Source organism: Streptomyces sp. CNP082, from assembly GCF_059570535.1.
This window is the reverse complement of the sequence record NZ_JCANSZ010000100.1, coordinates 1-13,092: the sequence shown is the minus strand read 5'-3', so window position 1 is coordinate 13,092 and position 13,092 is coordinate 1. Positions and strand designations below refer to the sequence as shown.

Sequence of the window (13,092 nt, the reverse complement as noted above, 5' to 3'; positions counted from 1 at the left end):
GGAGTGTCCCGGCCCCGGGACAAGAACTCCGCCCGCGTGATGCTCGTCCGGGCTGGTCTTCAACCCGGCTGGCGCTGACCGTGCAAGACCTGCACCCCCGCCGGGCGCAGGCAACGCGAGCCAGGAATCCCCCTCGTTCACGAGGAGGAGGAGTCAAGTGTCCGACCGGCCCTCCTCGGCGGCCTCCTGTGCCCACCGCTCGGTCAGCGCCGTGACTTTGCGCGCGGCCTCCGCGACCGCCTCCGGGCCGCCGCCGGCCCGCCCCGCCGCGTAGCCGACGAGGAACGTCGTCAACGGCGCCGCGGGGCGCGCCACTCCGTGCGCGGCGTCGCGCGCGAGATCGAGCAGGAGGCGGGTGTCCACCTCGGTGTCGAGGCCGAGTTCTTCCCTGACCGCTGCGAGCCATTCATCCAGCACGTGACCATGCTCCCTGATCCGGTCCCTGGCCGTGGCCAGATCTTCCCAGGTGTCGCAGTCGAACGTGGCACCGGACGCCGACCGGACGAGCCGCAGTTCCCCGGTGAGCAGCCGCAGCGGCAGCCCGGCGAGCCCTCCGTACTCGACGGCGAGCAGCGCGAGGCCGCGCCGCAGCGACTCGCCCCGGTACGCCGCGACGAGCGGCTGGTCGCGCCCGTCGCCGTCCACGAACATCGCCCCGTCCACGCCGTCGCCGGCCGTCGCGAGGGCGTCGACGAGGGTGCGTACCGTGCCGTCGTCCAGGAACGGCAGGTCCGCCGAGAGCAGCACGACGGTGTCGGCCGAGGTCAGCGGCAGCGCGGCGGCCAGCGCGGCGACGGGGCCGCCGCCGGGCGGCGCCTCGCGGGTCCACGTCACCGGGCGGACCGTGGGGCGCCGCGGGCCCACGACGACGGTCTGCCCGGCGCCGCGGCACGCGCGCAGCACCCGGTCCAGAAGGGTTCGCCCGCCGACGCGCAGGGCCGTCTTGTCGACCCCGCCGAGCCGGCGCGCGGCGCCTCCGGCGAGCACGACGACGGCGTACGCCTCCGCCGCGCCGGTGCCCGCACCCGCGTGCGCCGCGCCGGTCACCGCCCCGGAGCTCACACCGGACCCCGACCCGGATCCCGTACCGCCGGACTCCTCCATGGCACGGGACCCTACCCGCCGCGCGCCGTGCCGCTAGAGCGCCCTGAGCAGCACCGCGGGCTGCTCGACGCAGTCGGCCACATACCGCAGGAAGCCGCCCGCCGTGCCGCCGTCGCACACCCGGTGGTCGAACGTGAACGACAACTGCACCACGCGCCGCACCGCCAACTCGCCCTCGTGCACCCACGGCTTCTCCGCTATCCGCCCCACGCCGAGCATGCCGGCCTCGGGGTGGTTCAGGATCGGCGTCGAGCCGTCGACGCCGAAGACGCCGTAGTTGTTCAGCGTGAACGTGCCGCCGGTCAGCTCCGCGGGTGTCAGCATGCCGGCCCGCGCCGCGTCGGTCAGCCGCGTCATCTCCGCGGAGAGCCGCTCGGCGGAGAGCGCGTGCGCGTCGCGCACCACCGGGACGACCAGCCCGCGGTCCGTCTGCGCGGCGAAGCCGAGGTGGACGGCGGGCAGCCGGACTATCTCGCGGCCCTGCACCGTGGAGTTCAGCTCGGGGAAGCGGGCGAGCGCGGCGGTGCAGACGCGGGCGAGCAGCGCGAGCAGCGACACCGGCGGACGGTCTCCCGCCGCCGCGTTCATCGACCGCCGGGCCGCGAGCAACTCCGTTGCGTCGGTGTCCACCCAGACGGTGACGTCCGGGATCTCCCGCCGGCTGCGGGACAGCTTGTCGGCGATGGCGCCCCGCACCCCCCGCAACGGCACCCGCTCGCCTCCGGCGGGCACGCCACCGGGGAGCACGCCACCGGCAGATCCGGCAGATACAGCGCCGCCGGACACGGCACCGGCCACCCCGGCGGCAGGCCGGGCCGCCCCGGCGCCCGCGGTGCGCGCGCCGGCGCCAACGGCCGTGCCACCGACCGCGGTACGTCCCGCGGCCCCGATCGCGCTACGCCCCTGCGCACCCGGTGCGGGCCCGCCCGCGGGGGCCCCGGCCCGTATCGCGGCCTCGACGTCGGCGCGCAGGATCAGCCCGCGGGGCCCAGTGCCGGCGATGGCGCGCAGGTCGAGCCCGGACTCCCGGGCGATCCGCCGCACCAGCGGCGAGATGACGGCCACCGGCCCATCGGCCCCGGCCCCGGCCACCGGCCGGTCCGGCACGGCCCCGGCCACCGGCCCGTCCGCCACGGCCTCCGGCGCCGCCGCGCTCCGTGCCTGCGACCCGTCCCCGCCGGGACCAACCGGGCCGCCGCCGTGCGCGGTTCGCCCCGCACCGGCCCCGGCACCCGGCCGCGCCGCACCAACCGCCCCGCCGGCAGCGGGCGGAGCGGCACCGGCCCCTCCCGCCGCCCGGTCCGGGGCGCGGCCGGCTCCCGCCGTGGCCCGCCTCCGGCGGCGGCGCGTGCCGCCGGCACTCGTGCCGTAGCCGACGAGGACGTTGCCCGAACCGCCGGTCTCCTCTCCGGCGAACTCCGCCGCGGCCCGCACCTCGACCACCGCACCGCCGACCGCGCGGTCGGCCGGACCAGCGTCCGCCGGACCAGCACCCGCGCCGCGGATCCTGTCCTCGATCCGGTCCCGGTACCCACCGGCAGCACGCTCCCCGGCCCCGGTCCCGGCCTGCACTCCACCGCCGGCCCCGGTCCCGGTCGGGGTCCCGGTCGGGGTCCCGGCCTCCACCGCCACCGTGACCAGCACCGACCCCACCGGCACCGCCGTGCCCGGCTCGCCGTGGCGGGCGGTGACCACGCCCCCGTACGGGCACGGCACCTCCACCATCGCCTTGGCCGTCTCGACCTCCACCACCGGCTGGTCGACGGCGATGACGTCGCCGACGTCCACCAGCCAAGTGACGATCTCCGCCTCCGTCAGGCCCTCTCCCAAGTCGGGCAGGGCGAACTCGCGGACCTCAGGCATCAGCCGCCCTCCGTCCACTCGGCCTCCCACTGCAGCCGCGCCACCGCGTCCAGCACGCGGTCCACGCCCGGCAGGTGGTGCTTCTCCAGCATCGGCGGCGGGTACGGGATGTCGAGGCCGGCGACGCGCAGCACGGGCGCCTCCAGGTAGTGGAAGCACCGCTCGCCCACGCGGGCCGCGATCTCGCCGCCGGGGCCCGCGAAGCCGGGCGCCTCGTGGACGACGACGACCCGGCCCGTGCGCCGTACGGACGCCACCACCGTCTCCTCGTCGAACGGCACCAGGGAGCGCAGGTCGACGACCTCCAGGTCCCAGCCCTCCTCCCGGGCGGCCTCGGCCGCCTCCAGGCAGACCGGCACCGACGGGCCGTACGTGACGAGCGTGGCCGTCGTGCCCGGCCGGCGCACCACCGCCCGGCCGATGCCCGGCACCTGCTCCGGCCGCTCCGGGTCCCAGCCGGACTTTGACCAGTACAGCCGCTTGGGCTCCATGAAGACCACGGGGTCGTCGGAGGCGATGGCCGCGCGCAGCAGCCCGTAGGCGTCGGCGACGGTGCCGGGCGTGACCACGTGCAGCCCGGGGGTGGCCATGTAGTACGCCTCGGAGGAGTCGCCGTGGTGCTCGACGCCGCCGATGCCGCCGCCGTACGGGACGCGGATGGTCAGCGGCATCGGGGTGGCCCCCCGGGTGCGGTTGCGCATCCGGGAGACGTGGCTGACGAGCTGCTCGAACGCGGGGTAGGCGAAGGCGTCGAACTGCATCTCCACCACCGGCCGCAGCCCGTACATCGCCATCCCCACCGCCGTGCCGAGGATGCCGGCCTCGGCCAGCGGGGTGTCCGTGCAGCGGTCCTCGCCGAACTCCTCCGCCAGGCCCTGGGTGATGCGGAAGACGCCGCCGAGCTGCCCCACGTCCTCGCCCATGACGTGGACGGCGGGGTCGGCGGCCATCGCGTCGCGCATCGCGCGCGTGAGGGCCTGGGCCATGGTGGCGGGCTTGCGCCCGGTCGCGGTGCCGGCGACGGCGGTCGTCGTCATCGCGCTCCCTCCCCGGCCTCCGACCCGACCTCCGACTCGGCCTCCGGCTCGACCTCCGGCCCGGCTTTCAGCTCGGCCCCCGACTCGGCCTGCAACTCGGCGCGCAGCATGCTCTCCTGCGCACGGAGCTGCTGCGTCGGCTCGGCGTAGACGTGCGCGAAGAGGTCCGCCGGGTCCAGCTCGGCGTCGGCGTGCAGCCGCTCGCGCATGCCCGCCGCCAGCTCCTCCGCCGCCGCGCGGGCCGCGGCGGTGCCGGCGTCGTCGAGCAGCCCGCGCCGGGTCAGCTCGTCCTCCAGCAGCGCGATGGGGTCGTGCGCGCGCCAGGGCTCGACCTCGCTGTCCGTGCGATAGCGCGTCGCGTCATCGGCGTTGGTGTGCGCGTCCATCCGGTACGTGACGGCCTCGACGAGCGTCGGGCCGCCGCCGCTCCGGGCCCGCTCGACGGCCTCCGCGAGGACCTCGTACGCGGCCACCACGTCATTGCCGTCGATGAGGCGGCCCGGTATCCCGTACCCCACCGCCTTGTGGGCGAGGGAGGGGGCGGCGGTCTGCTTGGCGAGGGGGACGGAGATCGCATAGCCGTTGTTCTGCACGAGGACGACCACCGGCGCGCGCCACACGGCGGCGAAGTTCAGCGCCTCGTGGAAGTCGCCCTCGCTGGTGCCGCCGTCGCCGACCAGGGCGAGGGCGACGACGTCGTCGCCCTTGAGCCGGGCGGCGTGGGCGAGGCCGACGGCGTGCGGGAGCTGGGTGGCGAGCGGGGTGCACAGGGGGGCGATGCGGTGCTCCGCGGGGTCGTACCCGGTGTGCCAGTCGCCGCGGAGCAGCGTGAGGGCCTGCACGGGGTCGAGACCGCGGGCGACGGCGGCGAGCGTGTCCCGGTAGCTGGGGAAGAGCCAGTCCTGCGGGCGCAGGGCGCGGGCGGCGGCGACCTGGCAGGCTTCCTGGCCGGTCGTGGACGGGTAGACGGCGAGGCGGCCCTGCTTGGTCAGGGTGGTGGCCTGTTCGTTGTACCGCCGGCCGGTGACCAGCGCGCCGTACAGCTCGCGGAGCAGTCCGGGGTCGGCTTTCTCCGCGGCGGAGGTGCCGAGCACGCGGTGCGGCTCGGGGTCGGGCAGCAGGGGGGCCGCGTCGGTACGCGGCTTCCAGGCCGGCGGGGGCGCCGGGTGGTAGGCACGGCCGGGCTGCTCAAGAACCGTCATGACGTCCACCTCCTTGTGGGCGTGGCTGGGACCTCGTGCATGCCCTACCGATTGTTCGGTTGACGGCACATTTTGGCTACAGGGAACCCCAGCCTGTGGACAAACGGTTCTGCACAGCTTCCAATACCAACAGGTCGTCCAGGCAGGAGAGGTGGTAAGGCATGGCGGAAGAACAGTTGGCCGACGACGCACCCGACCTGCCCACCCCCGACCTGCCCGCCACCGCCCCCGCGGTGCCCGCGCCGCGCCCGCCGGCCCGCCGGCTGGACGCCGTCGACCGCGAGATCATCCGCATCCTGCGCGCCGACGGCCGGACTTCCGTGCGCTCCGTGGCCGAGCAGGTCCACGTCTCCCGCGCCAACGCCTACGCCCGGATCAACCGCCTCCTCGACGACGGCGTGATCCGCGGCTTCGCCGCCCGTATCGACCAGGAGCGGGCGGGGCAGGGGACGTCCGCGTACATCACGCTGAAGATCGTCCAGAACACCTGGCGCACAGCGCGCCGGCAGCTCGAACAACTGCCGGGTGCGGCCCATATAGCCCTGGTGGGCGGGGACTTCGACGTGCTGCTGCTGGTGCACACGGAGGACAACCGCGCCCTGCGCGACCTGGTGCTGACCCGGATCCAGTCGATCCCGGAGGTGCTGTCCACGCGCACGCTGCTGGTCTTCGAGGAGAAGGACGTGCAGAACGACCTGCTGGGCTGAGCGCGCGGCCGGGTACGCACCCGGGGCCCCGCCCGTCCCGTACGCGAACGGGCCCCGCCCGGGCCGCCCGCCGTCAGGTCCGCAGACCCCCGAAGGCCAGCGCCACCACGGCCGCCGCGACCTCCGCGTCGTCGTGGGCGTTGCCCGCGCGCGGGCGGTACCACTCCGCGATCGAGTTGATCATCCCGAAGAGCAGCCGCGTGGCCAGCCGGACGTCCACGTCGGCGCGCAGGTCGCCGTCGGACACCGCCTCCTTGAGCAGCGCCGCCACCCGGCCGTCGAACTCGCGCCGGCGCTCCATGGCCCAGCGTTCCGTCTCGGTGTTCCCGCGCACGCGCAGCAGCAGCGTCACGTACGGCAGCTCCGCCATCAGCACCACGGTCGTGCCCCGGGCGACGGCCTCCAGCCGGTCCACGGCCCGGCCGGTGCGCGCGGCGGGCTGGTCGAGGACGCCGAAGAGGCCGTCGAGCGCCCGGCTGACCGCGCGGTGCAGCAGATCCTCCTTGCCCCGCACGTGGTGGTAGATCGAGGACTTGGAGATGCCCGCGGCCTGCGAGAGGTGCTCCATCGAGGTGCCGTCGTACCCCCGCTCCAGGAAGACCTCGACGGCCACGGCGAGCAGCGTCTCGGGGGTGTACGTGTCCCGTTTCGCGCTGCTCTGCGCGCCTGTCCGCCTGCTCTCGGCCACTTATCCACAGCCTCTCTTGCCCCGACCGATCATTCGGTTACTCTAGCCGCGAAGCCCGATTTCCGCCCAGCTCGACGAGGAGTTGGTTCCGCATGTCCGCCGCCCTGACGCCCGACGCGCTCGCCGGGACGCACCGCCCCACCCTGGACCAGGCACTGGACGCGATCCGTACGCGCGCCTACTGGTCCCCGCACCCCGAGCACCCGAAGGCGTACGGCGAGACCGCCCCCGCGGACGGGCACGCGGCCTTCGAGGCCCTGCGCGGCACCCGCCTGGACCTCGGCCAGCCCGGCACGGACGGCTGGGCCGGGGACGAGGTCTCGCCGTTCGGGGTGGAGCTGGGCATCACGTATCCGCACGCGGACCCGGACGTGCTGCTGCCCGTGATGCGGGCGGCGACGGGGGCGTGGCGGCAGGCCGGGCCCGAGCTGCGCGCGCTGGTCTGCCTGGAGATCCTGGCCCGGATCAGCGCCCGCACCCACGAGTTCGCGCACGCCGTGATGCACACGTCGGGACAGGCGTTCATGATGGCGTTCCAGGCCGGCGGGCCGCACGCGCAGGACCGCGGCCTGGAGGCCGTCGCGTACGCGTACGCGGAGCAGAGCCGCACCCCGCTGGTCGCCGAGTGGTCCAAGCCGCAGGGCAAGCGGGACCCGCTGCACCTGCGCAAGACGTTCACGGCCGTGCCGCGCGGCGTCGCGCTGCTCATCGGGTGCAACACGTTCCCCACCTGGAACGGCTATCCCGGCCTCTTCGCCTCCCTCGCCACGGGGAACGCGGTGCTGGTCAAGCCCCATCCGCGGGCCGTGCTGCCGCTGGCGCTGACGGTGCAGACCGCCCGGGAGGTGCTGACGGAGGCCGGGTTCGACGCGAACCTGGTGTGTCTGACCGCCGAGCGGGACGGCGAGGGCGTGGCCAAGACGCTGGCGGTGCGCCCCGAGATCCGGATCGTGGACTACACCGGCTCGGCCGCCTTCGGCGAGTGGCTGGAGGACAACGCCCGCCAGGCGCAGGTCTACACGGAGAAGGCCGGGGTCAACACGGTCGTCATCGACTCCACCGACGACTACCGCGGCATGCTCGCCAACCTCGCCTTCTCCCTCTCGCTCTACAGCGGCCAGATGTGCACCACGCCGCAGAATCTGCTCATCCCCCGGGACGGCATCGACACCGACCAGGGCCGCAAGTCGTACGACGAGGTGGTCGCCGGCCTCGCCGCCGCGGTCGGCAAGCTCCTCGGTGACGACGAGCGGGCCGCGGCGCTGCTCGGCGCGATCGTCAACCCGGGGGTGAAGGAGCGGCTGGCGGCGGCCCCGGGGCTCGGCGAAGTCGCCCTGGCCACACGGGCGGTGGTCCACCCCGAGTTCCCCGGCGCCACGGTGCGCACGCCGGTGATCGTCAAGCTCGACGGCGCGAAGCCGGAGGCCGAGGCGGCCTATATGGCGGAGTGCTTCGGGCCGGTGTCGTTCGCGGTCGCGGTCGACTCGACGGGGGACGCGGTGGAGCTGCTGCGCCGCACGATCCGGGAGAAGGGCGCCATGACGGTCGGGGCGTACACGACCTCGACGGAGGTCGAGCGGCTGGTCGAGGAGGCGTGCATGGAGGAGCCGGCGCAGTTGTCCTTCAACCTCACCGGCGGGGTGTACGTGAACCAGACCGCGGCCTTCTCCGACTTCCACGGCTCGGGCGGCAACCCGGCGGCGAACGCGGCGCTGACGGACGGGGCGTTCGTGGCGAACCGCTTCCGGATGGTGGAGGTCCGGCGCCCGGCGTAGCGCTACGGGACCGGCGTGCCGCTCCGGCACCGGCGGAGCGCTACGGGGCCGGAGAGGCGCCTGGACCCGGGGTATCCGGGGTGTGCGCGGTGTCCGGGGTGTCCGGGCCGGCGGCCAGCGACCAGTGGTAGAGCGCCATGGCCACGCTGGTGGCGAGGTTGTAGCTGGAGACCTGCGGGCGCATCGGCAGCGAGACGAGCCGGTCCGCGCGCCCCCGCAGGGCCGGGGAGATCCCGTGCCGCTCGGAGCCGAAGGCGAGGAGCACGCCGTCGGGCAGCCGCAGGGTGCGCAGGTCGTCGCCGGCCGGGTCGAGGGCGTAGAGCGGGCCGGGTGCGGTGCCGGGGAGGTCGCCGAGCGGGAGGCGGGCGACGGTGGTGGCGTAGTGCAGCCCGGCGGCGCCGCGGACCGCGTGGGGGTGCCAGGGGTCGGCGTCGCCGGTGGTGACGACGCCGGCGGCGCCCATGCCGGCGGCGAGGCGGACGACGGCGCCGACGTTGCCGAGGTTGCGCGGGTTGTCGAGGACGACGACCGGCGCGGAGCGGGGCGCGCGCAGCGCGTCGAGCAGCGCCGCCCGGTCCGGCCGGTCGGCCAGGGCGGCGACGCCGGTGGGGTGCCGCCGGGGCACCAGGTCGCGGAGTTCGCGGTCGGACACCTCGGCGAGCAGGGCGTCGAGGCGCGCGGCGAGGTCGGGGGCCAGCTCGTCGGCGAGCACCCGGGCGTCGGCGCGGGAGGCGGTGACGGCGATCCGTACGCGGGCGCCGAAGCGCAGGGCGTGCTTGAGGGCGTGGAAGCCGTCGAGCAGCACGGCACGGCCGTCCGCGGCGGCCTCACGCCATTGCCGTACGACGTCGCCGCTCATGCGTCGAGCCTACGGGTCCCGGTCGGCCCCCCGGCCACCGGTCCCGCCGAGCCGGCGCACCCGGGGGCACGCCGTGCCGTATCGCTCGCGCCAACTCGCCCATGCCCTATCGCCCATGCCCTATCGCCCATGCCGTATCGCCCGCGCCGTACCGCCCGGTGCCGTGCCGCCCGTGCCCCTCAGGCCGGGCGGGCGTCCGCGTGTGCGTCCGGCGAGCCCGCCTGCGCCGGAACCGCGGGATCCGCCCCCTCGGCCTCGGGCCGCTCCGGCTGCCGCGGGCCCGGCGGGTCCGTATCCGGCTGCCGGCCGAGGAGCAGGTTCTTCAGCCCCGTGATCCTGGCACCCGTCCACACCAGGAAGACCGTCGGCAGGAACACCAGGTCCGCCGAGATCATCGCCATCGAGAAGAACGGCAGGCCCATGATCAGGGCGATCGACGCGTGATCGATGATCATGATGGTGAGCAGCACGTTCTTCAGCCGCCGGTTGAAGAGCGTGAACGGGAAGGCGACCTGCACGATCACGGTGCCGTAGGCGAGCAGCATGATCACGGTCCCGTTGCCCGCCATGAAGTCGGCGAGCCAGGGCCAGGGTGTGAAGTAGTCCAGCTTGAGCGGGTAGTAGACGGCGGTGCCGTCCTGCCAGCGGGTCCCCTGGACCTTGTACCAGCCGGCGGTCGCGTAGATGAAGCAGACCTGGGCCATGATCACGAGCAGCCCGGCGTTGTGCACCAGGTTCGCCAGCACGTCGCAGACCGTCCGCGGCTCGGCCGGCTTGGCGCGCTGCACCCACCACCACACCGCGTGCGCGACCCACAGCCCCCAGAAGATCAGCGCCCAGCCCCAGGTCAGATGCCCCATCACGGTGACGACCGCCAGCGCGGCACCCAGCACCGCCCACAGCGCCACCCCGACCCGGTCCTGCGGCGGCGCCGCGCCGGACCCGGCGGCGCCCGCGCGCTCCGCCCGCCGCCGCGCGCGGCGGGCGTCCAGCGACCACACCTGGCCGCAGCGTGTGACCACCAGGTAGGTGGCCATGAGGTGGATGACGTTGTCGCCGCCGTCGCCCATGAGGATGCTGCGGTTCTGCAGCGACAGCACGCCGACCATGAACAGCACCGACGCCGTCCGCGTCCGCCACCCCAGCAGCAGCATCACGCTGGCGGCCACGGCGAGCAGATAGACGATCTCGAACCAGAGGTCGCTGCGCGACCACATCAGCAGCGTGAACGCGTCGGTCTCGTCGATCAGCCGCTTGCCGAGGTCGAAGCTCCATGGCCCGTCAGGACCGTACAGCTCGTGCCGGTGCGGCAGTTCGCGCAGCAGGAAGCAGAGCCAGACGAACGCGAAGCCGATGCGCACGACGGCCGTCTGGTACGTGCCGAGCGTCCGCGTCGTGATGTGCCCCAGGCCGCGGGTGAGGGCGTCCTCGAAGCGCCGGCGCAGCTCGCGCGCGGAGGGGACCTTCGGGGGCGCGGGCGGCCCATCGGGCGCCGAGGGCTCGGGAGGCGTGGGGGGCGGGTGCGGTGTGGACGTCACTGGGCGCGCTCCTCCCACACCTCGCGGTCGCTCTCCATCAGGTCTCCCCCCGTGACGATCCACCAGGGCAGCTCGCGGTAGACCGGGGCGGTGTCCCACTCCTCGTCGCTCCACGGCGGCGGCGCGATCCGGCGGCTGGTCTGGCGGAGCTGGATCCGCTCGACCCGGCCGTCGTTCAGCACGGGCCCCAGGCGCCGCATCACGATGCGCTTGACGTAGTCCTCGGCGAGGTCGGCGCGGTCGGAGATGGCGCGGTTGTCCTCGTCGTGGGTGTCGGTCCAGTAGTCCCAGCCGCGGCGCAGTTCGTTCTGCACGGTGTGGCTGGGCGCCGGGTTGCCCTCGATGTTCTCGTGGTCCATGGCGGTGAGGTCGACCCAGCCGGTCTCCTCGGTGCCGCCGCCGGGCATCTGCAGCCGGGCGCGTACCTCGACGTGGATGTTGGTCTGCAGCGGGTTGGGCGCGAACAGCCGCCAGTTCTGCTCGAACTCCGGGAAGACGATGCGGTCGATCGTCTCGTCGTGCTTCTTGCTGAGCGTGTTGGCCGGGGCGACGTGCAGGAAGCCGGCGCCCAGGTACACGGTGACGACGGCGACCAGCACCGCGATGGCCAGGGCGACGACGATCCGCGAAAACGCCGAAAGCCCGGCGACGGCGAGCGCCGGCCGCGGCGCCGCGGCCGGCTCCGCCGCTGTCTGCTCCGCGGGCCCCGCCGCAGGTTCGGTCTCCGCCGCCGGCTCCGGCTCCGCCCCCGTGGCGTCCCCGCCGTCGGATATGCCGGCGCGGCTCTCGTCCGGCTGGCGCGATTCCATAACCCCCGGGCTCCCGTCTCCTCCGGTCCTTAGGACCGGCACGCTACCCACCCCGACCGTCTCCGCGCAGCGCGCAGGGGCAGAAACCGACCTTGACAGGGTAAGGCTGGGCAACGAGCATAGAACCGAACGATCGGTCGGTAGGGAGGACACGGGAGCCGAGATGCCGGAGACGATCACCGAGAAGGCCAGCCGGTCCGGAGCCGAGTCAGGCTCCGGATCTCGTACGGGCACGGGGGCGCCCGGCGCCGCGCCGCAGGCCACGGCCGCGTTCGAGGCGAAGATCGCGGCGGACGAGCGCATCGAGCCGCGCGACTGGATGCCCGACGCCTACCGCGCGACGCTCGTACGCCAGATCGCCCAGCACGCCCACTCCGAGATCATCGGCATGCAGCCCGAGGGGAACTGGCTGACCCGCGCCCCCTCCCTGCGCCGCAAGGCGATCCTGCTGGCCAAGGTGCAGGACGAGGCGGGCCACGGCCTGTATCTCTACAGCGCCGCCGAGACCCTGGGCACCGGCCGGGACGAGCTGCTGGACAAGCTGCACGCCGGCCGCCAGAAGTACTCCTCGATCTTCAACTACCCCACGCTCACCTGGGCCGACGTCGGCGCCATCGGCTGGCTCGTGGACGGCGCCGCGATCATCAACCAGGTGCCGCTGTGCCGCTGCTCCTACGGCCCGTACGCGCGCGCGATGGTCCGCATCTGCAAGGAGGAGTCCTTCCACCAGCGCCAGGGGTACGAGCTGCTGCACACCCTCGCCCACGGCACCCCCGAGCAGCACGCGATGGCGCAGGACGCCGTCGACCGCTGGTGGTGGCCGTCGCTGATGATGTTCGGCCCGCCCGACGACGAGTCGGCGCACTCGGCGCAGTCCATGGCCTGGAAGATCAAGCGGCACTCGAACGACGAGCTGCGCCAGCGCTTCGTCGACATCTGCGTGCCGCAGGCCGAGATCCTGGGCCTGACGCTCCCGGACCCGGACCTGCGGTGGAACGAGGAGCGGGGCCGGCACGACTTCGGCGCCATCGACTGGACGGAGTTCAAAGAGGTGCTCCGGGGAAACGGGCCCTGCAACGAGGAGCGGATCGGCCGCAGGCGGCAGGCGCACGAGGACGGCGCATGGGTGCGCGACGCCGCGGCGGCGTACGCCGCGAAGCGGACGCTCGGGGCCGCGGGGCCCGGGGAGGCGGCTGCCTAATGCTGTTGTCAAGCTGTGAGGTGGAGAGGCGGCCGGGCTTGGTAGGGGTGGCGGTCGCGCAGGATTGCGTGGAGGACGTTGACTTTTCGGCGGGCCAGGGCGGTCAGGGCTTGGTGATGGCGTTTGCCCTTGGCTCGTTTGCGGTCGTCGAAGGTCCGCGAGGCCGGATCGCGCTGGATGGAGCAGAGCGTTGCCTGGCAGAAGATCCGCTTGAGGGCCTTGTCGCTGCCGGTGGCGCTGCGCGAGTGGCGGACTTTCCCGGACTGGGAGAGCGCAGGCGCCAGGCCGGCCGCGGCGGCGAGCGCGTCA

Annotated in this window: 12 protein-coding genes and 1 pseudogene; 4 read left to right on the top strand and 9 right to left on the bottom strand. The window is 74.3% G+C overall.

Features of this window, described 5'->3' with window-relative positions; genetic code table 11:
* Nucleotides 1–103 (top strand): annotated as a pseudogene (locus B124_RS35865) (RNA-guided endonuclease TnpB family protein); the annotation flags it as partial.
* Nucleotides 104–153: 50 nt separating this feature from the next.
* On the opposite strand, the gene B124_RS35860 reads toward B124_RS35865, so the two are convergent.
* From B124_RS35860 to pdhA, 4 genes are read right to left on the bottom strand one after another with little or no spacing between them, the layout of a single operon-like run.
* On the bottom strand, nt 154–1,104 hold the full coding sequence (locus tag B124_RS35860; protein ID WP_496507213.1) for an NTP transferase domain-containing protein: 951 nt from the start codon (nt 1,102–1,104) through the stop codon (nt 154–156).
* Between the two features lie 33 nt (nt 1,105–1,137).
* Nucleotides 1,138–2,967: a dihydrolipoamide acetyltransferase family protein gene (locus tag B124_RS35855; RefSeq protein WP_496507212.1), complete on the bottom strand. Its 1,830-nt coding sequence runs from the start codon at nt 2,965–2,967 to the stop codon at nt 1,138–1,140.
* Complete coding sequence (locus tag B124_RS35850) at nt 2,967–4,004, bottom strand: alpha-ketoacid dehydrogenase subunit beta (protein ID WP_496507211.1); 1,038 nt, start codon at nt 4,002–4,004, stop codon at nt 2,967–2,969. Before B124_RS35850 ends, B124_RS35855 begins: the two co-directional genes overlap by 1 nt.
* Complete coding sequence (pdhA, locus tag B124_RS35845; protein ID WP_496507210.1) at nt 4,001–5,206, bottom strand: pyruvate dehydrogenase (acetyl-transferring) E1 component subunit alpha; 1,206 nt, start codon at nt 5,204–5,206, stop codon at nt 4,001–4,003. The genes B124_RS35850 and pdhA overlap by 4 nt, the downstream gene beginning before the upstream one ends.
* A 161-nt stretch (nt 5,207–5,367) precedes the next feature.
* On the opposite strand from pdhA, the gene B124_RS35840 reads away from it, so the two are divergent.
* On the top strand, nt 5,368–5,913 hold the full coding sequence (locus B124_RS35840) for an Lrp/AsnC family transcriptional regulator (RefSeq protein WP_496507209.1): 546 nt from the start codon (nt 5,368–5,370) through the stop codon (nt 5,911–5,913).
* A gap of 73 nt (nt 5,914–5,986) precedes the next feature.
* On the opposite strand, the gene B124_RS35835 is transcribed toward B124_RS35840, so the two are convergent.
* Nucleotides 5,987–6,601, bottom strand: coding sequence for a TetR/AcrR family transcriptional regulator (locus tag B124_RS35835; RefSeq protein WP_496507208.1), 615 nt, complete (start codon nt 6,599–6,601; stop codon nt 5,987–5,989).
* A 92-nt stretch (nt 6,602–6,693) separates the two neighbouring features.
* On the opposite strand from B124_RS35835, the gene paaN reads away from it, so the two are divergent.
* Nucleotides 6,694–8,376 (top strand): phenylacetic acid degradation protein PaaN, encoded by a 1,683-nt coding sequence (gene paaN / locus B124_RS35830; RefSeq protein ID WP_496507207.1) that lies wholly within the window; start codon nt 6,694–6,696, stop codon nt 8,374–8,376.
* Nucleotides 8,377–8,416: 40 nt separating this feature from the next.
* On the opposite strand, the gene B124_RS35825 is transcribed toward paaN, so the two are convergent.
* The 3 genes from B124_RS35825 to B124_RS35815 form a co-directional block, all read right to left on the bottom strand.
* Nucleotides 8,417–9,235, bottom strand: a complete 819-nt coding sequence (locus tag B124_RS35825) for a TrmH family RNA methyltransferase (RefSeq protein ID WP_496507206.1) — start codon at nt 9,233–9,235, stop codon at nt 8,417–8,419.
* 179 nt (nt 9,236–9,414) lie between these two features.
* Complete coding sequence (locus B124_RS35820; RefSeq protein ID WP_496507205.1) at nt 9,415–10,773, bottom strand: HTTM domain-containing protein; 1,359 nt, start codon at nt 10,771–10,773, stop codon at nt 9,415–9,417.
* The gene (locus B124_RS35815; protein WP_496507204.1) at nt 10,770–11,582 is read right to left on the bottom strand and encodes a DUF5819 family protein; all 813 of its coding nucleotides are present in this window, start codon (nt 11,580–11,582) and stop codon (nt 10,770–10,772) included. Before B124_RS35815 ends, B124_RS35820 begins: the two co-directional genes overlap by 4 nt.
* Nucleotides 11,583–11,745: 163 nt before the next feature.
* Between B124_RS35815 and paaA the strand changes: the two genes are divergently transcribed.
* Nucleotides 11,746–12,783, top strand: a complete 1,038-nt coding sequence (gene paaA / locus B124_RS35810; RefSeq protein ID WP_496507203.1) for a 1,2-phenylacetyl-CoA epoxidase subunit PaaA — start codon at nt 11,746–11,748, stop codon at nt 12,781–12,783.
* A gap of 8 nt (nt 12,784–12,791) precedes the next feature.
* Here the strand turns inward: paaA and B124_RS35805 are convergent.
* Nucleotides 12,792–13,092, bottom strand: a 301-nt coding sequence (locus tag B124_RS35805; protein ID WP_496507202.1) for a transposase, incomplete at its 5' end; no start/stop codon positions are given.